20 protein-coding genes and 1 pseudogene are annotated in these 23,063 nt (G+C 64.0%); 10 read left to right on the top strand and 11 right to left on the bottom strand.

Annotation, left to right across the window (positions count from 1 at the left end):
* Positions 1 to 49 precede the first annotated feature (49 nt).
* Positions 50 to 730: a type 1 glutamine amidotransferase domain-containing protein gene (locus CLG85_RS11240; RefSeq protein ID WP_095882636.1), complete on the top strand. Its 681-nt coding sequence runs from the start codon at positions 50 to 52 to the stop codon at positions 728 to 730.
* A 49-nt stretch (positions 731 to 779) separates the two neighbouring features.
* On the opposite strand, the gene CLG85_RS11235 is transcribed toward CLG85_RS11240, so the two are convergent.
* The 5 genes from CLG85_RS11235 to CLG85_RS11215 all read right to left on the bottom strand — a co-directional run bounded on the left by CLG85_RS11235 (position 780) and on the right by CLG85_RS11215 (position 8,403).
* Positions 780 to 1,892, bottom strand: coding sequence for a zinc-binding dehydrogenase (locus CLG85_RS11235; protein WP_095882637.1), 1,113 nt, complete (start codon positions 1,890 to 1,892; stop codon positions 780 to 782).
* A gap of 478 nt (positions 1,893 to 2,370) precedes the next feature.
* Positions 2,371 to 3,438: an IS110 family RNA-guided transposase gene (locus tag CLG85_RS11230; protein ID WP_260348898.1), complete on the bottom strand. Its 1,068-nt coding sequence runs from the start codon at positions 3,436 to 3,438 to the stop codon at positions 2,371 to 2,373.
* 346 nt (positions 3,439 to 3,784) lie between these two features.
* Entirely contained in the window at positions 3,785 to 4,948 is a 1,164-nt protein-coding gene (locus CLG85_RS11225; RefSeq protein ID WP_260348897.1) for an isovaleryl-CoA dehydrogenase, read from the bottom strand.
* Positions 4,949 to 4,960: 12 nt separating this feature from the next.
* Complete coding sequence (locus tag CLG85_RS11220; RefSeq protein ID WP_260348896.1) at positions 4,961 to 6,196, bottom strand: DUF6537 domain-containing protein; 1,236 nt, start codon at positions 6,194 to 6,196, stop codon at positions 4,961 to 4,963.
* A gap of 20 nt (positions 6,197 to 6,216) precedes the next feature.
* Positions 6,217 to 8,403: an indolepyruvate ferredoxin oxidoreductase family protein gene (locus tag CLG85_RS11215; RefSeq protein WP_260348895.1), complete on the bottom strand. Its 2,187-nt coding sequence runs from the start codon at positions 8,401 to 8,403 to the stop codon at positions 6,217 to 6,219.
* 170 nt (positions 8,404 to 8,573) lie between these two features.
* Between CLG85_RS11215 and CLG85_RS11210 the strand changes: the two genes are divergently transcribed.
* Complete coding sequence (locus CLG85_RS11210; RefSeq protein WP_095881473.1) at positions 8,574 to 9,029, top strand: Lrp/AsnC family transcriptional regulator; 456 nt, start codon at positions 8,574 to 8,576, stop codon at positions 9,027 to 9,029.
* A gap of 12 nt (positions 9,030 to 9,041) precedes the next feature.
* Here the strand turns inward: CLG85_RS11210 and CLG85_RS11205 are convergent, their stop codons facing one another.
* Positions 9,042 to 9,782 (bottom strand): FCD domain-containing protein, encoded by a 741-nt coding sequence (locus tag CLG85_RS11205; RefSeq protein ID WP_095881472.1) that lies wholly within the window; start codon positions 9,780 to 9,782, stop codon positions 9,042 to 9,044.
* Positions 9,783 to 9,895: 113 nt separating this feature from the next.
* Between CLG85_RS11205 and CLG85_RS11200 the strand changes: the two genes are divergently transcribed.
* From CLG85_RS11200 to CLG85_RS11175, 6 genes and pseudogenes are all read left to right on the top strand, one after another.
* Positions 9,896 to 10,870 carry a TRAP transporter substrate-binding protein gene (locus tag CLG85_RS11200; RefSeq protein WP_095881471.1) on the top strand — a complete coding sequence of 325 codons (975 nt, stop codon included), beginning with the start codon at positions 9,896 to 9,898 and terminating at the stop codon, positions 10,868 to 10,870.
* 113 nt (positions 10,871 to 10,983) lie between these two features.
* Entirely contained in the window at positions 10,984 to 11,463 is a 480-nt protein-coding gene (locus CLG85_RS11195) for a TRAP transporter small permease (protein WP_095881470.1), read from the top strand.
* On the top strand, positions 11,463 to 12,764 hold the full coding sequence (locus tag CLG85_RS11190; protein WP_260348894.1) for a TRAP transporter large permease: 1,302 nt from the start codon (positions 11,463 to 11,465) through the stop codon (positions 12,762 to 12,764). The genes CLG85_RS11195 and CLG85_RS11190 overlap by 1 nt, the downstream gene beginning before the upstream one ends.
* Positions 12,761 to 13,474, top strand: coding sequence for an RraA family protein (locus CLG85_RS11185; RefSeq protein WP_095881467.1), 714 nt, complete (start codon positions 12,761 to 12,763; stop codon positions 13,472 to 13,474). Before CLG85_RS11190 ends, CLG85_RS11185 begins: the two co-directional genes overlap by 4 nt.
* Positions 13,471 to 13,851, top strand: a pseudogene (locus tag CLG85_RS27400) (3-isopropylmalate dehydratase small subunit); the annotation flags it as partial. The gene CLG85_RS11185 and the pseudogene CLG85_RS27400, both read left to right, overlap by 4 nt.
* Positions 13,852 to 14,452: 601 nt before the next feature.
* The gene (locus tag CLG85_RS11175) at positions 14,453 to 15,403 is read left to right on the top strand and encodes an aconitase family protein (RefSeq protein ID WP_260348893.1); all 951 of its coding nucleotides are present in this window, start codon (positions 14,453 to 14,455) and stop codon (positions 15,401 to 15,403) included.
* Between the two features lie 77 nt (positions 15,404 to 15,480).
* On the opposite strand, the gene CLG85_RS11170 is transcribed toward CLG85_RS11175, so the two are convergent.
* Complete coding sequence (locus CLG85_RS11170; protein WP_095881465.1) at positions 15,481 to 16,239, bottom strand: FadR/GntR family transcriptional regulator; 759 nt, start codon at positions 16,237 to 16,239, stop codon at positions 15,481 to 15,483.
* 213 nt (positions 16,240 to 16,452) lie between these two features.
* Between CLG85_RS11170 and CLG85_RS11165 the strand changes: the two genes are divergently transcribed.
* Positions 16,453 to 17,601 (top strand): mandelate racemase family protein, encoded by a 1,149-nt coding sequence (locus tag CLG85_RS11165; RefSeq protein WP_095881464.1) that lies wholly within the window; start codon positions 16,453 to 16,455, stop codon positions 17,599 to 17,601.
* A gap of 37 nt (positions 17,602 to 17,638) precedes the next feature.
* Positions 17,639 to 19,228 (top strand): ABC transporter substrate-binding protein, encoded by a 1,590-nt coding sequence (locus CLG85_RS11160; RefSeq protein ID WP_095881463.1) that lies wholly within the window; start codon positions 17,639 to 17,641, stop codon positions 19,226 to 19,228.
* A gap of 188 nt (positions 19,229 to 19,416) precedes the next feature.
* On the opposite strand, the gene CLG85_RS11155 is transcribed toward CLG85_RS11160, so the two are convergent.
* Genes CLG85_RS11155 through CLG85_RS11140 form a run of 4 tightly spaced genes read right to left on the bottom strand, consistent with a single transcriptional unit; the run spans position 19,417 to position 22,878 of the window.
* Positions 19,417 to 20,163: an ABC transporter ATP-binding protein gene (locus CLG85_RS11155; protein ID WP_260348891.1), complete on the bottom strand. Its 747-nt coding sequence runs from the start codon at positions 20,161 to 20,163 to the stop codon at positions 19,417 to 19,419.
* Positions 20,160 to 21,002 (bottom strand): ABC transporter ATP-binding protein, encoded by an 843-nt coding sequence (locus CLG85_RS11150; RefSeq protein WP_194138144.1) that lies wholly within the window; start codon positions 21,000 to 21,002, stop codon positions 20,160 to 20,162. The genes CLG85_RS11155 and CLG85_RS11150 overlap by 4 nt, the downstream gene beginning before the upstream one ends.
* Before the next feature lie 5 nt (positions 21,003 to 21,007).
* Complete coding sequence (locus CLG85_RS11145) at positions 21,008 to 21,910, bottom strand: ABC transporter permease (RefSeq protein ID WP_176476474.1); 903 nt, start codon at positions 21,908 to 21,910, stop codon at positions 21,008 to 21,010.
* A complete protein-coding gene (locus CLG85_RS11140; protein ID WP_260348906.1) occupies positions 21,907 to 22,878 on the bottom strand; it encodes an ABC transporter permease in 972 nt (323 codons plus the stop codon). The genes CLG85_RS11145 and CLG85_RS11140 overlap by 4 nt, the downstream gene beginning before the upstream one ends.
* Between the last annotated feature and the right edge of the window lie 185 nt (positions 22,879 to 23,063).

Genomic DNA, 23,063 nt, shown 5'->3' with positions numbered 1-23,063 from the left:
TGCAGTGACCCTCGCGGGACGTTCCGAGACAACGCAAGGAGGCCTGAAAATGGCACATATTTTGATCCTGTCCACTGCGGCCGATGTTCTTGGCGATACCGGCAACCCCACCGGCGTTTGGTACGAAGAGTTGGCGAGTCCGTATTACGCTTTCCTTGATGCGGGCCACGAGGTCACGTTGGTGACGCTTGGCGGAAAACCTGTTCCCATTGACCCGAATTCCGACCTGACTGGTGAGGAGGCCCCGGCCTCGGTCACGAGGTTCCGCGCAGATGCGGAGGCAACGGCGCTTCTGTCCAACCCCGGCCGCCTCGAGGACGAGGACGTCACAACCTACGACGCGCTCTACATACCGGGCGGCCACGGCGCGATGTTCGACCTCGCGGAAAGCGCGCTTGCAGCCAAGGTCATTGGCAAGGCCTGGGATAGCGGCAAGGTCGTCGCCTCGGTCTGTCATGGTCCGGCGGCCTTTGCCAAAGTCGTGGATGCGAATGGCGATCCCATCGTGAAGGGCCGCAAGGTCACGGCCTTCACGGACAGCGAGGAAGAGGCCGTGGGGCTGTTGGAGGCGGTGCCGTTTCTGCTGGAAACCAAGCTGCGTGAACTCGGGGCTGACTTCGAGAGCGTCGGCGACTGGCAGCCTCATGCCGTGGCCGATGGCCGGCTGGTGACCGGGCAGAACCCGGCTTCGTCGGAGGCGGCGGCGAAGAAGGTCCTTGAGCTTCTGTAACCTCATGTGGCGCTGCCCGGCGACGGGCGGCGCCTTTCTGCCCTGCGGGTCAGGCCCAGGGCGTGACGAGGTATTTCTCGCCCGTGCGCATGGCGCGGTAGTCCAGCACGGCGTCCTTGGTCAGCATTTCCTCCAACGTGACGCGAGATTTGTAGCTGCTGGCAAAGGTGCTGGTGAGGTTATCACGTACGCGCTGACGCATCCGGCCCATGGTCTCCTGCCCAATCGACTGCAGGAATGGGAACAGAAGCCAGCCAGATAAGGTCCAGCCGAACCCGTAGCTGGGTGTCAGGATGGTAGGGCTGGTGTCGAGGCGGCCGTAGATGAACATGCGTTTCGGCTGGTTCGATCCGTAGCGCGAATACTCGGCCATCTGCTCCCTTGCGACCCTCTCCATCGCCCGAAATGCGGTATCGACCAGCGTGCCGCCCCCCACGGGATCGAAGCCGTAGAAGGCGCCTGTCTCACGAATTGCGTCGGTCAGCTTGTCCATGAAATCGTCTTCGGAAGAGTTGACCACATGCTCGGAGCCAAGCCCCTTCAGCAGCTCCACCTGATCGCTCTTTCGCACGATGTTCACCAGCCGGATGCCATCCTCTGCGCACATGCGCGTCAGCATCTGGCCGAGGTTCGAGGCCCCGACAGTGTGCAAGATGGCGGTCTGTCCGTCGGCCCTGGCAGTCTCCACAAAGCCGAGGGCGGTCATCGGGTTGACGAAGGCGCTGGCGCCTTCTTCGGCGGAATGCTTGCCCAGCGGGAGGCACATGTCCGCGGCGGAGAGGCAATACTGGCTGTAGGCGTTGCCCGGGACGCAGGAGACGCGCTGCCCCACCAGCGCCTGCGCAGCGTCACTGTCGCCAGCGGCGATCACCGTGCCTGCGCCTTCGTTACCAGCGGGCAATTTCAAACCGTGACGGGCCTTCGATGCGGCATTTGCCGCCTCGGGCATCCGGGCCACGAATTTGCCCGGCGTGTAATCCGCGTTCTCCATGTCGGCGCCGCCGACGAGAATGGCAAGGTCCGAGGGATTGATCGGCGCGGCTTCCATCCGCACCAGCACTTGGTTTTGGGTGGGGTCGGCAAATGAAACGTCTTCAAGCGCGACGGTCAGTGTGCCGTCGGCCTCGAGCGTGGTGAACAGCTGTTTTCCAGTGGTGGCCATGCAGGCGCCTCCTTCGCGTTTCATCGGGTGATGTGGAGCTAGGGCCAATTCCGACGCATCCAAAAATTCTGCATCCGGCACAAGGCTCACACTCAAAACGACTGTTGTGGGCTCAGATCGGACCTGAGGCACTGCTCATGCTCATCGCGCAAACCTTGTTGAAAGCCGCCAGTGTAGAGGGCGACGCACCCGTCACAGGTCAGCCGCAGAAGGACATATCCCCTTGCCTCTCGGCCCAATTGTATGTGTCGGCTGCTATTCGCAATCGAGAATTCGGCACGATTTCGGAAATCGCTCATATGTATCCGGCCTGTTGATCGGCTCGCGGGCCGTGGCCTTGATGGGGTTACGCACGCGCCGTGGTCTCATTACCGGCAAGGTCCATGATGACCATTTGGGCCGTCAGACTCTGGGGGCGTATCTTCTCCGTTCCATGCTGTCCTCTCAATCGCTAACTCCTTGGTGACCTTGGAAGGCGTCAGATCGCTTCCATTGCCGGGTCTTTTGGCGCGTCGAACCGGGTGCCGTGCCGCAGAAGGCTCCAGGCAGTTCGAGCGAGTTTGTTGGCAAGCGCGATGGCCGCCTTGTTTCGCGGCATACGGGCGACCGCCTCGGTCAGCCACGGGCCGAAGCTGAAGTCAGACCATCGGTATGGGCGCATCATGATCACTTTCGCCGTCTGCACAAACAACATCCTCAGATAGCGGCTGCCGCGTTTAGTGGTCCTGCCGAGAATGGTGCGGCCGCCTGTGCTGAATTGTCGGGGCACCAGGCCCACCCATGCCGCGAAATCGCGCCCTCGATCGAAGGCTTCACCTTTGCCGACGGACGCGACCATCGCCGTCGAGATCATCGGGCCAATGCCTGGGATCGTCATGATGTTGGCGCAGTTCTCCTCAGTGCGGCTGATCTCTTCGATCTCGCTAGAGACATCCTCGATCCGTTTGTCCAGCCAGAGCCAGTCGCCATAGAGCCCGATTAGAATGCCGCGCTTCCGTGGCGATATCTCATCCCGTCGCTGTTCGAGGATCGTCTCGAAGGAATTCTTCAGCGCCCGCAGCCCCGACCTGACGGTGATCCCCTGCTCGATGAGAAAGGCCCGGAGCTGGTTGATGGTGGCCGTGCGTCGCGAAACCAGCCGTGCCCGGACCCCATGCAGAGCCTGAAGGTCGAGCTGATCCTGGTCTTTCTCTGAAACGGTCCGGAGGTTTGGATGCAACGCGGCCTCGGCGATGGCCTCGGCGTCGTTGTAGTCGTTCTTTTGGCCCTTGTTGAAAGGCTTTACGTAAATCGCCGGGATGATCCGCGGATCGAACCCCATGCCCCGCAGCGTTCGGCTGACAAAATGGGCGCTGAGGCAAGCCTCCATTCCCACGATGCAGCAAGGGATTTTTGCGAACGTGGCATTCAGGTCAAAGCGCTTGATCTGCTTGCGCATGACCAGTTGGCCGGACCGGTCGAACGCGACCAAGTGAAACGTATCCTTGCCGATGTCGATCCCGACGACGGCGAGATCTTCGATCCTTCCTGTCTTCTTTGCACACATGGCTGCTTCTCCTTGTTGCGCGGTTGATCCCGGTTCAGGATAACTCAACGGTGGGGAAGCAGCCGACACATCCAATTACCTGCCGCTCAACAGGGAAACTAATGCTGTGATGCAGCATCACTCGGTCGGCCGTTCGACCATCGCGCAGCACTTTCATAGAGTGAAGGCCGGCAGTGCGGAGATCCGGTCGCGCAGCCAACCGGGCCGCGGCTGACGCGACGCTCGCGCGCCTTAGCGCCCCCGCCGGCCGCGGCCCGCCCGGCCGCATCGCGCACCGGCGCCAGAGCGGCCTGGTTGACCGCGAAGGTTTCGGACAGGGGTGACAGGGTCGAATGAAGCACGGCCATCAGCGCATCGCCCCCATCAATTCGCGCCCGATCAGCATGCGGCGGATCTCGGAGGTGCCGGCGCCGATTTCCATCAACTTCGCGTCACGGAAGATTCTGCTGACGGGCGTTTCGTTCATGAAGCCCGCGCCGCCCATGGCTTGCACGGCCTGATGCGCAACCGTCATCGCCTCCTCAGAGGCATAGAGCACGCAGGCTGCTGCATCCTGCCGGGTTACCTGTCCCCGGTCGCAGCCACGGGCGACCTCGTAGACGTAGGCACGCGCCGAATTCATCTTGGTGTAGATGTCCGCAATCTTGCCCTGCATCAGTTGGAAATCCCCGATGCTCTGGCCGAACTGCTTGCGCTCGACCATGTAGGGCATGATTTCGTCCAGGCAGGCGGCCATGATGCCAAGCCCGATGCCGGACAGCACGACGCGTTCATAGTCGAGCCCCGACATGAGAACGCGCACACCCTTCCCTTCTTCGCCAAGGATGTTCTCGGCGGGCACTTCGACGTTTTCGAAGATCAGCTCGACCGTGTTCGAACCGCGCATCCCAAGTTTGTCGAAATGCGGCGATTGGGAAAAACCGGCCATGGTCTTCTCGATCAGGAAGGCCGTAATGCCCTTCGAGCCTGCATCTGGATCGGTCTTGGCGTAGACCACAAGCGTATCGGCTTCGCCGCCGTTTGTGATCCAGAACTTGTTGCCGTTCAGAACGAAATGATCGCCCTTCCGTTGCGCGCGCAGTTTCATACCCACCACATCGGAACCGGCACCGGCTTCGGACATTGCAAGCGCACCGACATGTTCACCGCTTATCAGCTTTGGCAGGTAGCATTCCTTCTGCGCTTCCGTGCCATTCAGCTTGATCTGGTTCACGCAGAGGTTCGAATGCGCGCCGTAAGACAGCGACACGGATGCACTGGCCCGCGCGATTTCCTCAACGGCCACGACATGGGCGAGATAGCCCATTTCAGCGCCACCATAAGCTTCGGGCACCGTGATCCCTAGAAGCCCGAGGGCGCCGAGTTCCTCCCAAAGCTCGGCGGGGAATTCATTCTTCTCGTCGATGTCCTTCGCCATCGGCTTGAGCCGGTCCTGCGACCAGCGATGCACCATGTCGCGCAGAGCGTTCACATCCTCGCCCAAGCCAAAGGCCATTGATGCCGTGAACATGTCGTCTCCTCCTCACGCCGCCGTGGCGGTCTTCTTGCCGTTCAGCAGTGCCGAGCGGATCTGATCCCGTCTGTCTGTCTGTTTTTCGTAAGCGGCCTGCTTGACCGGACCGTAGCCGCGCACCTGCTGCGGCAGGGCAAGCAACTCGGACATCAGCGAAGGCTCGGCCTCCGCGCCAAGGTGCTGCGCCAAGTCCAGATCCGCCTCGTGCAGGTCGATCAGCGCGCGTTCGATCCTGCGATCTGCGCCATGCCCGAAGGGATCGGCCCATGTTCCGCGCAGGCCCTTGAGCCGTGCCAGCAGACGGAAGACGGGCAGCACCCAGGGGCCGAACGCGCGCTTCCTGGGTCGCCCCGTGGCGTCTTCGCCGGGCAGGAACGGCGGGGCGAGGTTGAACGAGATGCGATAATCCCCGTCGAACGTTGCCGCCAGCCCCTCCCTGAATGCCGGTTCCGAGTAGAGGCGCGCGACCTCGTACTCGTCCTTGTAGGCCAGCACCCGCGCATAAGAGATGGCCGCCTGCCGCAGCGTCTCGGGCGGCAGGGCTGTGCTGAGCGCCGTCAGCCGCGCGGTATACCGTCGGGCCAGTGCCGCGTTCTGATAGGCCGTCAGATGCGCCGCACGCTGCGCGATCAGCTCTTCCGTGCTCAGCTCATCCTGGGTCTTCCGGGTCGCCTCGGCAGGGGCCACCCTGTCAAGAACGGCCTCTGCGTCATCCGCCAGCAGCCGCCCCCAATCGAAGGCCGCGAGGTTGAAGGGGATTGCGACACCGTTGAGCTCGATTGCCTGGGCAATCGCCTCACGGCCGACGGGGACAAGCCCCTGCTGCCACGCATAGCCCAGCATCATCATGTTGGCGCCGATCTCATCGCCGGTCAGCTGCGCTGCCAACTCGGAGAAGTCATGGTAGTGATCGCGGTTGCGCACGTTTTTCTCGACCAGCCGTTCGACGGCAGGCTCCTGGAAGTCAAAGTCGCGCAGACGGACGAAATCGGACACCGGGGTGATCTTGGTATTCAGCAGCGCGTCGGTCCGCTCGGGGCTGCACAGCAGCAGGCTGTCCTTGGAGGCCGCCACAACGCTGTCCGCGCCGATCAGCAGATCGGCCGTGCCGGCCGCGATCCGCGGCGCCGTTGCGGGACGCTCGCGGCGCGAAATGCGCACATGGCTCAGCACAGCGCCGCCTTTCTGTGCCAGCCCTGCCATGTCGAGGATCATCGGAACCCGGCTCTCGATATGCGCAGCCATCCCCAGGATCGCCCCGATGGTCAGAACGCCGGTCCCCCCCGACGCCGGTCAGGGCAAGGTTCCAGGCGCGATCGATGTCGGGCACCTGCGGCTCGGAAAGAGCGGACACATCGGCCCCCCCCCTGCGCGCTGCGCTTCTTGAGGCTGCCCCCGCGCACCGTCACGAACGAAGGGCAGAAGCCTTTCAGGCACGAATAATCCTTGTTGCACATCGACTGGTTGATGCGGCGCTTGCGGCCCATCTCGGTCTCTTCCGGCTCGACCGCGATGCAGTTGGACTTTTCCGAGCAGTCGCCGCAGCCTTCGCAGACGGCCGGATTGATCCAGAGCCGCATGTCAGGGTCTTCCATCTTGCCCCGCTTGCGACGGCGCCGCTTCTCTGCGGCGCAGGTCTGCTCGAAGACGATGACGGTCACGCCCGCCACCTCGCGCAGGTCCAGCATGACGGCGTCGATCTCATCCCGGTGGCGGATCTCGGTGCCCGGCGCCAGGTCGGACGCCTTGTAGACATCCGGGCGATCAGACATCAGCACGATGCGCGCGACACCTTCGTGGTGCATCTGATGCGTGATCTGCTGCGGTGTGAGCGTGCCATCGACGGGCTGCCCGCCAGTCATGGCCACAGCGTCATTATAGAGGATCTTGTAGGTGATGTTCGCGCCGGCGGCGACGGACTGCCGCACGGCAAGGTGGCCGGAATGGAAATAGGTGCCATCCCCCAGGTTCACGAAGCGGTGCTTTTCATCCGTGAAGCGCCCGATGGCCGTCCACGGCACGCCCTCGGCGCCCATGTGGGTAAACGTCTCGGTCCGGCGATCCATCCACTGCGCCATGAAGTGGCACCCGATGCCCGCCATCGCCTTGGACCCTTCGGGAACGCGCGTCGACGTATTGTGCGGGCAGCCCGCGCAATAGTGCGGCAGACGGGTCACCGGGGGCGTGTGGCTTGCGACCTTGCCCTCCGCAGACTTCAGCTGCTGCGCACGCGCCTGAATATGCGCGGCCAATCCTTCGGGCAGATCCAGCTTCAGGATGCGTTCGGCCAGCGCATCGGCGACCCGGCCAACGGTCAGTCCCTGGCTGAGCGACAGGAAAGGGCGGTCGCGTTCATCGAACTTCCCGACGATCCGCGGGCGGACATCGGCCCGCCAGTTGAAGAGTTGCTGCTTGATCTGGTTCTCGATGATCTCGCGCCGTTCCTCGACGATCAGGACCTCTTCGAGCCCCTCGGAAAACGCGCGGATCCCCTGCGGCTCCAGCGGCCAGGGCATGCGGACCTTGTAGAGCCTGAGACCGATCGCCCGGAGTTCGTCGAGCCCCAGACCCAGCTCGGCCATTGCCTGCCGGACGTCTTCGTAGGCCTTGCCAGAGGCGACGATCCCAAGCCGCGCGTTCGGGTCCTCGATGGTGACCTGATCGACCTTGTTCGCGCGGGCAAAGGCGATGGCGGCAAAACCCTTGTGTTCTTGCAGGCGTTCGTCCTGAACCAGCGGCGTGTCGGGCCATCGCAGGTTCAGCCCGCCCGGAGGCAGTGAAAAATCCTCTGGCAGAACAAACTGCCGCGCCTCTTGGGCCAGATCGACGACCGTGGTCGTCTCCACCGTTTCCGAGATCACCTTGAAGCCGACCCAGCAGCCCGAGAACCGGGACATGGCCACACCAAGAAGTCCCATCTCGAGGAATTCGTGAACCGAGGACGGATACAGCATCGGCATGAGCGCCGACATGAACGCATGATCGGACTGGTGGGGGATCGACGAGGATTTGCAGGTGTGGTCGTCGCCCGCGAGCGCCAGAACGCCGCCATGCGCGGCCGTCCCGGCAGCGTTGGCATGCTTCAGCACGTCGCCCGAACGGTCCACGCCGGGCCCCTTGCCATACCAGATACCGAACAGACCGTCCTTTCTGGCGCCCTGCGACAGATGCAGCTGCTGGCTGCCCCACACGGCCGTTGCGGCCAGGTCCTCGTTCAATCCGGGCTGGAACACCACGTCGTGTTTCGCGAGGTGTTTGCGCGCGCTCGTCAGCTGCTGGTCAAAACCACCGAGCGGGGAGCCGCGATACCCCGAGATGAAGGCGCCGGTGTTGAGGCCGGCAGCCCTGTCGCGGCGCATCTGCGTCATCGGCAATCGGACCAGGGCCTGAGTGCCGGTCAGAAAGACATGACCCGTTTCAGCGGTATACTTGTCGTCGAGTGTGATGGACATGGGGGACCTCCGGAGACGGATGGTCACACGGAACGTCGGGCACGCGGTTGCTATCTTGAAGCTATATGATGGTATGATAGGTTACAATGTAGCGCGCGAGGCGCCCTTTTGGCTCTCTTGTTCCAAGTTGGTGCGAATCCCGCGATCTATGTCTCAGGGGAGGAGGCAGGATGTTGGATGAAGCGGATCGACGGATCCTGAGGTGCATTCAGGCGAATCCTGACATCACCATGCGCGAGCTTGGCGATGCGACCGGGTTGAGCCACTCGCCATCCTGGCGACGCTTGCAACGCCTGAAGGAAGACGGCGTGGTCGGCGAAAAGGCCTACTACATCGACCCGGAAAAGGTCGGGTATGAGATCCGGGTTCTCTGCTTCGTCCGGATCGCCGCCCACAATCGCGACCGGCTACAGGCCTTCGAGGACGCTGTTCAGAGGGTGCCTGAGATCTTGCAGTGCTATTCGCTCAGCGGTGACCACGACTATGTCCTGCACGTCGTGGCCAAGAGCGTTCGCAATTATGAGGAGACGGTCAAGAACGCGATCGTGGAACTGCCGAATGTCCAGTCGATCAGCACCAGCTTCACGCTGAAAAGCGTGAAGGACACCCGCGTGATACCGGTCTGATACCAATACAGCTCAAGCGGTTCGGGCCTCTTCGCTTTCGCGGTTCTCGTCACGCACGGCCCAATAGGCGTCGATTGATTCCTGAAGGTGGGCCCGCATCGCCTCTTCGGCGGCATCCGGGTCATGGGCCTGGATTGCCTCGAATATCTCGAGGTGCCGCTTGAAGGCGCGCTCTGCGGCCCCTGCCCTCTTGATCGCGACGCGACGATGCTCTTCGAGCCACTTCTGGACCGCGCTATGCAGTGAATCGAGAAACACATTCCCCGACACCTTGGCGATGGCCAGATGGAACGTGATGTTGGTCTCGACAAAGGCTTCATCGTCGCCGATGCTGGCTTCATTGGCGTCGAGGGCCGACTTTATCGCCGCAATCTGTTCATCCGTCGCATCTCGCGCAGCGATCCTTGCAAGGAACGCTTCGAACATCATGCGCGCCTCTTGAAGCTGGCGAAGCCTGTCCGGGCGGGACAGGACGAACCGCGCCGGACCAGCCAGATCGTCAATCATCTTTTCGGCACTTGGCTCAATGACGCGGGCCCTGCGACCATTCTCGAGATCTATCAATCCGCTTTGATGCAGCGCGAAGAGGGCCTCTCGCACCGCCGTCCTGCTTACGCCGAAGCTCTCGCACAGGTCGCGCTCTGCCGGCAGAAAATCCCCCGGTTTCAGATCACCGCGAACAAGGGCAGACTCGATCTGCTCGACGACGTTTTCGTAGAGCTTCTTGCGGCGGACCTGTTCAGCTTTCAACATTATCGTGTCTCCCTCCCCTGCAGGATACTTTCATGCTCGGTTGTGTCCACCTGTAATTTGGTATAATAGGTAGACAGCCGGTTGAGGAGTCGGCGACCAAGGGAGGAAATAACATGTCAATTTGCTTTAAGAAGCACACGTTGGCTGGCGCAACTTTGATGCTCTCGAGCGTCGCGCTGCCGGCGCATTCGGAGACCGTCCTGCAGCTCGCCTCGGTTGAGACACCCCAGACAGTCTGGGGTCAGGTCGCGCAAAAGTTTGCGGACGGCGTAGCTGAAGCATCGGGCGGCGACCTGGAGATCGAGCTGGCGCTCTCCGGCACCACCGGGTCCGTGCGCGAGACGCTGGAAGCGCTCGCAATCGGCACGAACGACATCGTCATGACAGTGGTCGCGTCGCTGAACTCCTACGATCCGCTCGCCGCCATCGAAAGCTATCCCTACCTGATCCGGGACGAGGACCACTTCAACACGGTCTACAATGGTGAGATCGGCGCGGAACTGTTCGATGTCCTGGCCGAAAAGACAGGTCTGCGCCTTGTCGGCGCCGGCTCGCGCGGACCTCGGGAAATGGCTTCGACCCGCCCGATCAACTCGGTCGAAGACCTCGCTGGTCTGAAGATCCGCGTGCCGGGAATAGACGTGTTCCGCGCGACGTGGGAAACGCTGGGCGCTTCGCCGACGCCGATGTCTTCCGGTGAAGTCTATACCGGCCTGCAGTCCGGCATCATCGATGCCGTGGAGAACCCGCTCTCGGCCCACATCCGCTCGAAATACTACGAGGCGGCGGACTACGTCATTATGACTGATCACGTCTATGGCGCCTATACCTTCGTGTTCGATGATGCGCGATTCCACCAGCTCTCGGACGAAGAGCAGACTATCGTGAACGAGCAGGCCAAAATCGCGATGGAATGGGGTACGGAGCAGGCGAAGGCTGAACTCGCCGATCTCGAAAAAGAACTCGAAGGCTTCGGCGCAGAGTTCATCCGTCCCGATTTGTCTGAGTTCCGCGCCAAACTGGAACCGATGGCAGAGAAATTCCCCGAGTTGGAACCCTGGGTAAAGAAAATTCAGGCCGCCAACTAACCCACGAGCACTCAGTCCCGCTCGGCACCGCTCGAGCGGGATGTCCTATGTTAAGGTGCCGATCCAGTGGTCGCGCACAATGAACACATACGTAGCGGCTCGGGGGCCGGGATATGAAACAGAAATTCGCCAGGTTATCGCACATTGTCGCGGGAGGGGCGGGTCTTGTTGCCAACCTCCTCCTGCTGGCCATGCTCGGCGCCATTGGAGTGCAGGTCGTCGCAAGGTTCGCGATCGGCGCGCCTACGGTCTGGGCCGAAGAGCTTGCCCGCTTTCTGCTTGTCGCCATCACCATGATCGGGTCAGCCGCGCTGATCGAGAAGAACCGGCATATCTCGATCGATGTCGTGGTCGATGTCTTGCCCAAGGGCGCACGGATCGCCGTTGGCTGGCTGCGGGATGCCATCACTCTGACGGTCTGCGGTCTGCTTGCACATTACGGCTGGCTCCTGGTCGGGATCGGCGGCCGGCAAACCTCGACCGGGCTTGGGGTGAAAATGTCCCTTCCCTATCTGGCGATACCCATCGGCGCCGCCCTCATCGCGCTCGTTCTGGTGCTGTCCCGCCTTGGCCGCGTGTCGGAGGAAGGCTGATGGAACTCGCTGAACTCGCACTCATCCTCATCGGCGGCATCGGCTTTTGCATTCTCATCGGGGTACCGCTCGCCGTGTCGATCATCGCCGGCTCGATGCTCGCGATCATCGCGCACGGAGGCGCTAACCCTGTCATCGCGCCGCAGCGCCTATTTTCGGGTATGGACAAGTTTTCCCTCATGGCCATCCCTGCCTTCCTGTTTGCAGGCGCCCTGATGTCAGGCGGCGGGATATCCGCCCGGCTGATCGACTTTGCCAACGCCCTGGTCGGACGTTTCACTGGGGGGCTCGCCATATCGAACGTCCTGTCGTCCATCCTGTTCGGCGGCATTTCGGGATCGGCCGTGGCAGACACCGCCGCGATTGGCGGCACCTTCATCCCTGCCATGGACAGGTCTGGCTATCCGACCCGCTATTCGGTCGGCATCACCGCCGCCTCTTCGCCGATCTCGCCCCTGATCCCGCCCTCCATCGCCTGGATCGTCTATGCCTACCTGACGGACCAATCGGTGCTGCGGATGTTTATCGCGGGCATCGTGCCCGGGCTTCTCTGGGGGGTTGCCCTGATGGTTGCCGCCTGGGCGATTGCCCGTCGCAATGCCTACCCCGTCTTTCCCCCGGCCCCGATGAGCGAGCTGGCGCATAAGTTTGTCGCCGCCCTGCCGGCGCTGGCAATGCCCGTCCTGCTGCTCGTCGGCATCCTGTCGGCCCTGTTCACGGTGACCGAAGCTTCGGTCGTGCTGGTGGTCTATGCCCTGTTCGTTTCGGGGGTGATCTACCGCGAGCTGACCTGGAAGGTCTTCTGGAACGCCCTGACCGAAGCATCGCGCCTGACGGCGGCCGTCATGCTGATCCTCGCGGGTGCATCGCTTTTCGCCTGGATGCTGGCCTGGGTTCATGCGCCCGAAACCTTCGGCGCCTGGATGCAGTCCTGGGTGACGTCGCCCCTGATGTTCCTGCTCGTCATCAACGTCCTGCTGCTGGTCGTCGGCATGGTCATGGAGGTGAATGCCGCGAAGGTCATGCTGCTGCCAGTCCTGTTCCCGATCAGCCAGGAACTGGGCATCGACCCGATCCATTTCGGTGTCGTCATCACCGTGAACCTCTGCATCGGACTAGTGACGCCCCCGATCGGTATCGTCCTGGCTGTCGCAAGTGCGATCGGCAAGATCTCCATCGGAGAAGGCACCCGCGGCGTGATGCCCTTCGTGCTCGTCGCTTTCGTTGTCCTTGCCGCGCTGACGTTCTTCCCGGTGCTGTCGACCGGCTTGCCCGACCTGCTGCTGGGAGAACGGCCATGACCAATATGTTCGAACGGTTCAAGGCTCTGGGCACGGCTCTGGTCAGCGATGTGCTGGACGAAGCGGGGTATCACAGCCAGACGCTCGACCCCACCCTCGGGCCCGTTGGTGCCTTCGAACCCGCCTGTGGGCTGGCAATCTGCGTATCGGGTGAGCGGTCCGTCGCGACGCGCACGGCGGCGGGCCCTGACGCGACACTGCCGCTCTACAACCTGCCGACGCTGGCGCAGCCTGGCGGGGTTCTGGTCTTCGCAACCTCCGGCTTCCGGGGCGGCGGCGTGACAGGCGAGTTGCTGGCACTCGATCTGAAATCGGCAGGCGTTATCGGTCTGGTGACGGACGGCATGGTGCGCGACAAAACGGCCTTGGCACAGATTGGCCTCAACGTGGTCGCGGCAGGGGTCATCCCCACGAATGGCGCGCGTCGCTTCCAGATCACCGGATGGGGCCAATCCGTCACGCTGCCCGGCCCCGAAGGAGGCAGGGTGAGGATTGCCCCCGGCGATCTGGTCCTTATGGATGCCGATGGCGTGCTGATCATTCCGAACGATGCCGCCGCGCGCGTGCTGGAGATGGCGGAAGAGCTGGCGCGCAAGGAAGAGATTCTTAAATCAAACACGAACACGCAGTCCGCCGAAGTCCGCGCCAAGGCCCGGGCGGAGCGCATGTCACACATGGTCTGGCTGCGACATCCGGAGGTGAGCCGATGAAATTCGATGGACGCATTCTGTTCCTGGGAACCGAACCCGGGGCCGTCGCCGCGCAGTTGCAGGGGCAGGACCTGAGCCATGCGGAGGCAGGCCCCCTGCGGTCGGATATCTCGACCGACGAGATCACTCCCCTGCCGATCCTGCTGAACTACGACGCCCGCCTGGCGCGCTATGCCCACACCGGGACGATGATCGGTGACGAAAAGCCGATCTATGAGAACGCCATTGCCGACGGCGGATTTGCCGTCATCGTTGCAGGCAAGCGCTATGGGAAAGGCTCCTCGCGCGAACATTCGCCTCTGGCGGAAAAATCAGCTGGTATCCGGCTTGTGATCGCTGAAAGCTTCGAACGGATCTATCGGCAGAACTGCGATAACCTCGGGATCTTCACCTCCACCGACTTCGGTCTGATCGAGCGTATCCGCGCGGACGAGGATATTGCGCTGGAGGAGCTGGTCGCAGGCCGTGACACCCTGGCACAGGCGATCCTGCGCGCCGGGGGGCTGCTGGCGTATGGACAGGACAAGCTGAAGGGCGCCAAGCTGCGCGGCGTGATGCCTGACGGTCCCTTGACGCTGGCCCAGAAAATCGTTGCCCGCCACGCACTCGATGTCGAAGGGATAGACTGGGACCTTTCGCCCGGCACGGGCGGCTTCGTGCGCGCCGGCCATCGCTTCATCCATGAATACTACACGGCCATGGCCGCGCACATGCTGCATGACCGTTTCGGCCAACCGCTCACGCTTTTCGATCCGAAGACCATCGTCCTGTTCGAAGATCACCTGTCATACGCGCATCGCTCGCCGACCCACCTCAAGCTAGGGCTGCTGCCCCAGGTCCGCGAGTTGAGCGAGGCGCACCGGGCCTTTGGCAAGGAATACGGGCTGACTGATCACGGTTACCTGCTGGGCGAGGATGGGTCTGAAGGCATTTCCCACGCCATGATGGCGGAATCCTACGCCCTGCCCGGGGGGGATCGTGGTTGGCACGGACAGCCATACGCCCCACTCCGGCGCGGTCGGATGCTTTGCCTATGGCGTTGGGACAACCGACATGGCCAATGCCTTCATGACGGGCGCCATCCGGCTGACAATGGCAGAAAGCCTACGTGTCCGTCTTGAGGGCGTTCTGCGACCCGACGTCATGGCGAAGGATGTCGTACTGAAGCTCCTGTCTACCGATCTGATCCGCTCGGGCGGCGGTCTAGGCCGGATATTCGATTTCACGGGTCCCGTTGTCGACGCGATGTCGATCGACGAGCGGGCCACCCTGACGAACATGGTTGCCGAGCTGGGCGGGCTGACGGGCCTCTGCGCTCCGGACGCCGAAACCGTTCGCTTCCTCAAGGAGCGCCGCGGGCTCGACTTTGCTCTCGAGGATTGGATGCACTCCGACGAGGGCGCATCCTACGCCGGGGAAGTGACGCTTGACTGCTCGGCAATCGGCCCCATGCTGGCGCGCCCCGGCGATCCCGGCAACGGTGTTCCGGTTGACGAACTTGATGAGCCGATCAAAGTCGACATCGCCTATGGCGGCTCGTGCACGGCGGGCAAGCGCGAGGATTTCGACAGGTATTACGAGGTCGCCAGATGGGCCGCGGATCGCGGGCTGAAAGTCGCACCGGGGATCGAGCTCTACCTCCAGTGCGGAACGGTACAGGTTCGGGACTACTGTCTTCAGCAAGGATACCTGCAAGCCTTTGAGGCCATCGGAGCAGAGATGCTTGGTCCGTCTTGCGGTGCCTGTGGTCAATGCGGGCCCGGTGTCTCAAGTCGCGACGACCAGGTCACGATCTCGGCCATCAACAGGAATTTTCCAGGTCGTGGCGGCCCGGGCAAGACGTGGCTTGCCAGTCCACCGACCGTGGTTGCTAGCGCAATCGCCGGACGGATCATGACCTTTGAGGCGCTGATTGCCTCACTTCCCTGAGATCTTCAGTGGGCGTCGCATTGGCGGGTCATGGTCGCCTCGGCCTTGATGTACTACCCGACGCGCCCTCGGCGGTCCTACGAGTTTTCGCGCAATAGGCCGCGGTAGCGACCGAGGCTGCCCTCGAGGTGCGCCTTCATCGCGGCCTCCGCCGCCTCGGGCGCGCCGTCGATGATCGCTTCAACGATGCGCGCGTGCTCCTGCACGAGATCGGGGTTCGGCGTGTAGGCGCGCGGCGTGCCGCCCTTGCCCGCCTCCAGTTCGACCCGCGGCACGATGCCCGGACGGATCAGCGCAAGGAACTCTGGAAACCGCTTGTTCTGCGTCGCCTGCGCAATCGCGTAGTGAAAGGCGAAATCCGCCTCGCGGGTGTTGCCGCCCTGCTCGAAGGCGACCGAGACCGCGGCATTGGCCCTGAGGATCGCCTCGATCTGTTGCGCCGAGCGGCGTGTCGCGGCAAGCCCCGCGGCACGGATCTCGAAGGCCGAGCGCAGCTCGAAGAGTTCGATCACCCCTGAAAGCCGCTCCATGTCGAGATCGGCGAAGGGCTGCGCCCGCCGCGCCTGGGCCGGATCGAGCGCGAAGACCCCCGAGCCCTTGCGGGCCTCGACCAAACCTTCCGAACGCAGCAGGCTGAGCGCCTCGCGCACCACGGTTCGGCTGACCGAATGGGTGCGGGTAAGCTCGGATTCGCTCGGCAGGCGGTCGCCGGGACGAAACCGTCCGGTCTCGATCTCACGGCGCAAACCTGCGGCGATCGTCTCGGCCCGCGTGCGCGCCGGGTTAGCATCCGGCGCCTGGCCTGTCGGCGAAAATAGCGTGGTCCCGTCGGTCATGTCGTTGCACCTGCGGATTTCTGTACAACAGGAAGGATAGCCGGTTCTCGGCCGTATACACCAGAGAAAACAATCCACTTCGCCACGCGACATCGGCAGTCGAGGCAAAGAGACCGCAAAACTCGTTGACCGCGCGTCGCGATGTGTCATACGTTCCTGTTATACAGATTTGCCGCGAGGCTTTGTGGCAGCGCGGAGAGGAGGAGACCACCCGTGATCATCACCGACGTGTCCGTGCGCGTGTTCCGGCACAAGACCCGCCGCCATTCCGACAGCGCGGGCCACGCCCACCCCGGCCCCGAGCACGAGGTGCAACAGGCCATCCTCAGCATCCGCAGCGAGGATGGGGTCGAGGGGCATTCCTTCTGCCCGCCCGAGGTGGCGCGGCCGCATGTGATCGAGAAGTTCGTCAAGAAGGTGCTGATTGGGCAGGACCACCGCGACCGCGAGCGGCTGTGGCAGGATCTGGCGCATTGGCAGCGCGGCTCGGCGGCGCAGCTCACCGACAGGGCGCTCGCGGTGATCGATTGCGCGCTCTGGGACCTCGCGGGTCGTACGCTGAACCAGCCGGTCTACAAGCTGATCGGCGGCTACCGCGACAAGGTGCTCGCCTATGGCTCGATCATGTGCGGCGACGAGATCGAGGGCGGGCTCGCCACGCCCGAGGATTACGGCCGCTTCGCCGAGACACTGGTGGCGCGCGGCTACAAGGGCATCAAGCTGCACACCTGGATGCCCCCGGTCAGCTGGGCGCCCGACGTGAAGATGGATCTGAAGGCCTGCGCCGCCGTGCGCGAGGCCGTCGGCCCCGACATCGCGCTGATGATCGACGCCTTCCACTGGTACAAGCGCAGCGAGGCGCTGGAACTGGGCCGCGGGCTGGAAAAGCTGGGCTTTGCCTGGATCGAGGAGCCGATGGACGAGCAGTCCATGTCCTCCTACCGCTGGCTCACCGAGAACCTCGACATTCCCGTGGTCGGCCCGGAGAGCGCCGCCGGCAAGTACTGGCACCGCGCCGAGTGGATCGCCTCGGGGGCCTGCGACATCCTGCGCACCGGGGTCAACGACGTCGGCGGCATCACCCCGGCGCTGAAAACGATGCACCTGGCCGAGGCTTTCGGCATGGAGTGCGAGGTGCATGGCAATACCGCGATGAACCTGCATGTCGTCGCCGCCTCGAAGAACTGCAAATGGTACGAGCGCGGGCTTCTGCACCCGTTCCTCGAGTATGACGACGGGCTCGACTACCTCAACACGCTGTCCGACCCGATGGACCGCGACGGCTACGTCCATGTCCCGGACCGCCCCGGTCTGGGCGAAGATATCAATTTCGACCTCATCGAAAACAACCGCGTCTGCTGAACCGGCGCGGGTCTCTAGAGCTTTGGGAGGAGAACCTATGAGACATTTCCTGACGGGCGTGGCGCTTTCGGCGCTGCTGGCGGGGGCGAGCCCGGTGCTGGCCGAGACGCCGGACGACCAGCTGATCGTCGCCTTCACCATGACCAACGTGCTGACCATGGACCCCGCCGCCATCACCGGCGGCGAGGCGGTGCAGGTGCTCAACAACGTCTATGACGCGCTGGTCGAGCTCGACCCCGAGACCAAGGCGCTGATGCCGCGTCTCGCGGAAAGCTGGGAGGTCGGCGAGGACAACCTCAGCATCACCTTCCACCTGCGCCCGGATGCCACCTTTGCTTCGGGCAACCCGGTGACGGCGGCGGACGTGAAATACAGCTTCGACCGGGTCATGACCCTGGGCCAGTCGCAATCCTCGGGGCTCAATTCGCGCGGCTTCACCCCCGAGCGGCTCGACGAGCAGTTCCAGGTGGTGGACGATCACACCTTCCGCATGGTGATGCCCGAGCCGGGCGACCCCAAGATGATCCTGATGTACATCTCGCAGGCCGGCATCGGCTCGATCCTCGACAGCAAACTGGTCGAGGAGCACGCCGGCGACGATCACGGCCAGGGCTGGCTGACCAACAACTCCGCGGGCTCGGGGGCCTTCACGCTGGGCCAATGGCGCGCCAATGAATACGTGATCCTGACCCGCAACGACGGCTTCTGGGGCGAGTCCCCGGCGATGAAGCGGGTGCTGATGCGCCACCTGCCGGAAAGTCAGAGCCAGCGGCTCGGGCTGCAGCAGGGTGACATCGACGTCGGCTTCAGCCTTGCCGCGTCCGACCTGCGGGCGCTCGAGGCGGACGAGAAGATCACCGTCGAGACCGAGGCCAGCGCCGGGTTCTATTACCTCGCCGCCTCCGTCGCGGACGAGAAATTCGCCGATCCCAAGGTGCGCGAGGCGCTGCGCTACCTGATCGACTACAAGGGCATCAACGGCGCGATCATGCCCTACTTCGGGGTCGAGCGGCAGCGGGTTATCAACTCCACCGCCTTTGGCGCCCTGCCCGATCCGGGCTACGCGCTGGACGTGGAGAAGGCCAAGGCGCTGCTGGCCGAGGCCGGATATCCCGACGGGTTCGACACCACGCTGCGGGTGATCTCGACGCAGGAATTCCTCGACAGCGCCACGGCGATCCAGGGCACGCTGGCGCAGGCGGGGATCAAGGCCGAGATCATCACCGGCGACGGCGGGCAGATCTACGGCGCGATGCGCGACCGGCAGTTCGAGCTTCTGGTCGGGCGCGGCGGCGGCGGCCAGCAGCCGCACCCCGACAGCAACCTGCGCGCGCTGGTGTACAACCCCGACAACAGCCAGGAGGCGGGGCTGACCAACTACCAGAGCTGGCGCACCTCCTACCAGGATGCCGAGCTGAACGGGCTGATCGAGAGCGCGCTGGTCGAGAGAGACGCCGACGCGCAGATCGCCCAGTACCAGGAGATCCAGGAGCTGATCGACCAGAAGGTGACCTCGATCCAGCCCTTCTCGGAGCGGGTGGTGACGGCGGCCTTCCAGAACGATGTCTCGGGGGTGGTGATCGACCCCTGGGTGTCGCGCTTCGAGGACGTGGTGAAGTCGCGCTGACCCCGGCCACAGCGGACGACAACAGGGCGCATCCCGCGGGGTGCGCCTATTCATGTGCACTGGCGCTTGCCCGGACCGCGGCGCGCCGTTGCTGCCAGGCGGCGCCGCCCACTCCCCTGCCGGCGCACATGAAAACCCCTCCCTGCCGCCCGGCAGGAAGGGGTCGCCATCCCGGTCCCGAATGACCCTTACGCCGCGCCCTCGTAGGCCAGGCTCGCGGCGATCAACTCCTGCGCGTAGGGGTGCCGGGCCGAGCCATCGAGGATCGCCTCGCGCGGCAGCACCTCGACGATATCCCCCGCCTTCATCACCGCGAAGCGCTCGCACATGTGATCGATCACCGCCAGATCGTGGCTGACCATCACGCAGGTAAACCCCTTCTCCTCGCGCAGCCGGACGAGCAGGTTGAGGATCTCGGCCTGCACCGACACGTCGAGCGCCGAGGTCGGCTCGTCGAGCAGCAGAACCTCGGGCTCGAGGATCAGCGCGCGGGCGATCGCCACGCGCTGCCGTTGCCCGCCCGAAAGCTGGTGCGGGTAGCGGTCGAGGAAATCCACCGGCAAGCCAACGTCGCGCATCGCCTGCGCCAGCCGCTCTTCGGTGTCGCCAAGGCGGTGGATCTTCAGCGGCTCCGACAGCGTGGTGCGCACAGAGTGGCGCGGGTGCAGCGAGCCGTAGGGGTCCTGGAACACCATCTGCAATGTGCGGCAGCGCTCCATGAGATCCATCTCGCGCACCGAGCGGTCCCCGACCTTCGCATCACCGCTCCATGTGCCCAGCAGCATCGAGGCGCAGCGCAGGACGGTCGACTTGCCCGAGCCGCTCTCGCCGACCAGGCCGAAGCACTCGCCCGGCGCCACCTCGAAGCTCACCTCGGGCAGGATCGTCACCGCCCCGAAGCGGATCGACATCTTCTCTATGCGGAGCGGTTTCATGCTGGGGCCTCCATGGTCCAGGACGGGTCACGCTGAAGCACCGGCAGCGGCGCGCGCGGCCCGCCGATGCGCGGCTGCGCGGCCAGCAGGCCGCGCGTGTAGGGGTGGGTGGCGCGGTCGAGGTCGCGCGCGTCCAGCGTCTCGACCACCCGGCCCGCGTACATGATCAGCACCCGGTCGCAGAAGTTGCGGACGAGGTTGAGATCGTGGCTGATCATGATCAGCCCGATGCCGCGCTCCTTGACCAGGTCGTCGAGGATCTTCAGCACCTGCAGCCGCACCGTGACGTCGAGCGCCGAGGTCGGCTCGTCTGCGATGACAAGGTCTGGATCGGTGAGCAGCATCATCGCGATCATGATGCGCTGGCCCATGCCGCCCGAGACCTCGTGCGGGTAAAGCCCGTAGACCCGCTCGGGATCGCGGATCTGCACCGCCGCCAGCATCGCCACCGCCTTGTCGTGCGCCGCGCGTTTCGAGCAGCGCACGTGCGTGCGGTAGGCCTCGGCCACCTGATCGCCGCAGCGGCGGATCGGGTTCAGCGAGTACTTGGGGTCCTGCAGGATCATCGACATGCGCGCGCCGCGCAGCTTCAGCATCTGCGCCTCGGAGGCACGCAGCAGGTCGACCCCCTCGAAGCGCATCCGCTCGGCGGACATCTCGGCGTCGGGCAGCAGCTTCATGATCGCGCGGCCGACGGTGGACTTGCCCGAGCCGCTCTCGCCGACGATGCCGAGCCGCTCGCGCCCGAGGGTGAAGCTGACGCCGCGCACCGCCGGCTCCGCCGCGCCGGGGTAGCGCAGCGACAGGCCCTGCACATCGAGAATGGGATCGCTGGTCATGGCCGTCACCTCTTCATCATCTGTTTCGGGTCGAGCGCATCGCGCAGCCCGTCGCCGAGCAGGTTGAACGCAAGGCTGACCGACAGGATCGCGAGACCGGGGAAGGTGACCAGCCACCAGCTGTCGATCATGTAGCGCCGCCCCGTGGCGATCATCGCGCCCCATTCCGGCATCGGCGGCTGCGCCCCGAGCCCGAGAAACCCGAGCCCCGCCGCCGTCAGGATCACCGTCGCCATGTTCAGCGTCAGCCGGATCAGTACCGAGGGCAGGCACATCGGCACGATGCTCTTCCAGATGATCCGCGCCGGGCTCGCGCCCTGCAGCCGAGCCGCCGCAATGTAGTCGGCGCTGCGGAAGGTCATCGTCTCGGCCCGCGCAAGGCGCGCGATCGGCGGCCAGGCGGTGAGCGAGATGGCGATGATCGCGTTGTTGAGGCTCGGCCCCAGCGCCGCGACGAAGGCCAGCGACAGGATCAGCGAGGGGAAGGACAGGAAGATGTCGGTGACCCGCATCAGCGCCACGTCGGTCTTGCCGCCGAAGTACCCCGCCACGGTCCCCACCAGCAGCCCCAGCGGGCCGACGACGATGGTCACCAGGAAGATGATCGTCAGGGTGATGCGCGATCCGTGCACGAGCCGCGAGAAGATATCGCGCCCCAGCTCGTCGGTGCCGAAGAGATGCGCGCTGTCCGGCGGTGCCAGCGTGTTGGTCAAATCCTGCAGGTAGGGATCATGCGTGGCAATGAGCGGCGCGAAGAGCGCAGTCAGGATCAGCACCGCCAGCACCAGCAGCCCGAAGGCCGAAGTGGGGGTCTTGGCAAGGAAGCGGAGGATGTTCCCGGCGGCGATCAGCGATTGCGGCCTCCGACGGCGGGTCTCGGCCGCGGGCGTGGTCTCGGACATGGTCATCGGGTCCTCGGGTCGAAGATGCGGTAGAGCAGGTCGGACAGGATGTTCAGCGCGATGAAGATCACCCCCACGATCAGAACGCAGGTCATCACCGCGTTCATGTCGCCGATCAGCAGGTTGGAAGTCAGGTACTGACCGAAGCCGGGCCAGGCGAAGACCGTCTCGATCAGCACCGCGCCTTCCAGAAGCGCGCCGTAGGCCAGCGCCACGATGGTGACAAGCTGCACGCGAATATTGCCGAAGGCATGGCGCCAGACGGTCTGGCGGCGGCTCAGACCCTTGACCCGCGCGGTGGTCACATATTCCTGCCCGAGCTGGTCGAGCATGAAGCTGCGGGTCATCCGGGTGATATAGGCCGAAGACGAGTAGCCGAGCAGCGAGGCGGGCAGCACGATGTGGTTGAGCGCCGAGCGGAACACCTCCCATTCGCCGGCAAGCGCGCTGTCGATCAGCAGGAAGTTGGTCCGCTCGGGCACGAGGCCGATGTAGAACTGGCTCATCCTCCCCGAGCCGCCGACCCAGCCGAGCGCGGCGTAGAAGATCAGCAGCCCGATCATCCCGGTCCAGAAGATCGGCATCGAGTGGCCCATCAGGCTGAAGATGCGGATCAGCTGGTCCTGCCAGCGGTCCTTCTTGACCGCCGCGAGCACGCCGAGCGGGATGCCGACCCCGGCGCCGAAGAGAATGGCAAAGGTCGCCAGCTCGATGGTCGCGGGCAGCACGTGCACGATGTCCTGAAGCACCGGCTGGCCGGTGCGGATCGAGGTGCCGAAATCGAAGCTGGCCACGTCGCGCAGGTAGACGAAGAATTGCTCCCACATCGGCCGGTCGAGCCCGAGCTGACGATAGACGGTCTCGTAGACCTCTCGGGTCGCGTCTTCGCCGACGATGGCGCGGACCGGATCGGTGGGCATGATGCGACCGATCACGAAGGTCAGGATGAGCAGGCCGAAAAGCGTGACGAGGATGGATCCCCCCCTGCCCGGCCAGCGCCGCCCATCGGCGGCGGGTGTCGTAGGTCATGCCAGCTCTTCCTCCCTGATCCGGCACAGGGGCGCGCGGCGCCCTCATGATGTGCGACAAACCTGTTATACAGGATGGCGCTTGTCAAGGATACTCTATCCCCTGACACAAAGGGGCCTGAGGTGCTTTG

Origin of the sequence: Alloyangia mangrovi (genome assembly GCF_002300555.2) — a bacterium.
GTDB lineage: Bacteria > Pseudomonadota > Alphaproteobacteria > Rhodobacterales > Rhodobacteraceae > Salipiger > Salipiger mangrovi.
Note: the sequence above shows the minus strand (reverse complement) of the source record. Positions and strands in the feature narration are given on the sequence as shown.

Excerpts from the sequence above, each read along its gene's own strand:
- CLG85_RS11240 (WP_095882636.1), top strand. The coding sequence starts at position 50 with ATGGCACATATTTTGATCCTGTCCACTGCGGCCGATGTTCTTGGCGAT.
- CLG85_RS11235 (WP_095882637.1), bottom strand. The coding sequence starts at position 1,892 with ATGGCCACCACTGGAAAACAGCTGTTCACCACGCTCGAGGCCGACGGC.
- CLG85_RS11230 (WP_260348898.1), bottom strand. The coding sequence starts at position 3,438 with ATGTGTGCAAAGAAGACAGGAAGGATCGAAGATCTCGCCGTCGTCGGG.
- CLG85_RS11225 (WP_260348897.1), bottom strand. The coding sequence starts at position 4,948 with ATGTTCACGGCATCAATGGCCTTTGGCTTGGGCGAGGATGTGAACGCT.
- CLG85_RS11220 (WP_260348896.1), bottom strand. The coding sequence starts at position 6,196 with ATGGCTGCGCATATCGAGAGCCGGGTTCCGATGATCCTCGACATGGCA.
- CLG85_RS11215 (WP_260348895.1), bottom strand. The coding sequence starts at position 8,403 with ATGTCCATCACACTCGACGACAAGTATACCGCTGAAACGGGTCATGTC.
- CLG85_RS11210 (WP_095881473.1), top strand. The coding sequence starts at position 8,574 with ATGTTGGATGAAGCGGATCGACGGATCCTGAGGTGCATTCAGGCGAAT.
- CLG85_RS11205 (WP_095881472.1), bottom strand. The coding sequence starts at position 9,782 with ATGTTGAAAGCTGAACAGGTCCGCCGCAAGAAGCTCTACGAAAACGTC.
- CLG85_RS11200 (WP_095881471.1), top strand. The coding sequence starts at position 9,896 with ATGTCAATTTGCTTTAAGAAGCACACGTTGGCTGGCGCAACTTTGATG.
- CLG85_RS11195 (WP_095881470.1), top strand. The coding sequence starts at position 10,984 with ATGAAACAGAAATTCGCCAGGTTATCGCACATTGTCGCGGGAGGGGCG.
- CLG85_RS11190 (WP_260348894.1), top strand. The coding sequence starts at position 11,463 with ATGGAACTCGCTGAACTCGCACTCATCCTCATCGGCGGCATCGGCTTT.
- CLG85_RS11185 (WP_095881467.1), top strand. The coding sequence starts at position 12,761 with ATGACCAATATGTTCGAACGGTTCAAGGCTCTGGGCACGGCTCTGGTC.
- CLG85_RS11170 (WP_095881465.1), bottom strand. The coding sequence starts at position 16,239 with ATGACCGACGGGACCACGCTATTTTCGCCGACAGGCCAGGCGCCGGAT.
- CLG85_RS11160 (WP_095881463.1), top strand. The coding sequence starts at position 17,639 with ATGAGACATTTCCTGACGGGCGTGGCGCTTTCGGCGCTGCTGGCGGGG.
- CLG85_RS11155 (WP_260348891.1), bottom strand. The coding sequence starts at position 20,163 with ATGAAACCGCTCCGCATAGAGAAGATGTCGATCCGCTTCGGGGCGGTG.
- CLG85_RS11150 (WP_194138144.1), bottom strand. The coding sequence starts at position 21,002 with ATGACCAGCGATCCCATTCTCGATGTGCAGGGCCTGTCGCTGCGCTAC.
- CLG85_RS11145 (WP_176476474.1), bottom strand. The coding sequence starts at position 21,910 with ATGACCATGTCCGAGACCACGCCCGCGGCCGAGACCCGCCGTCGGAGG.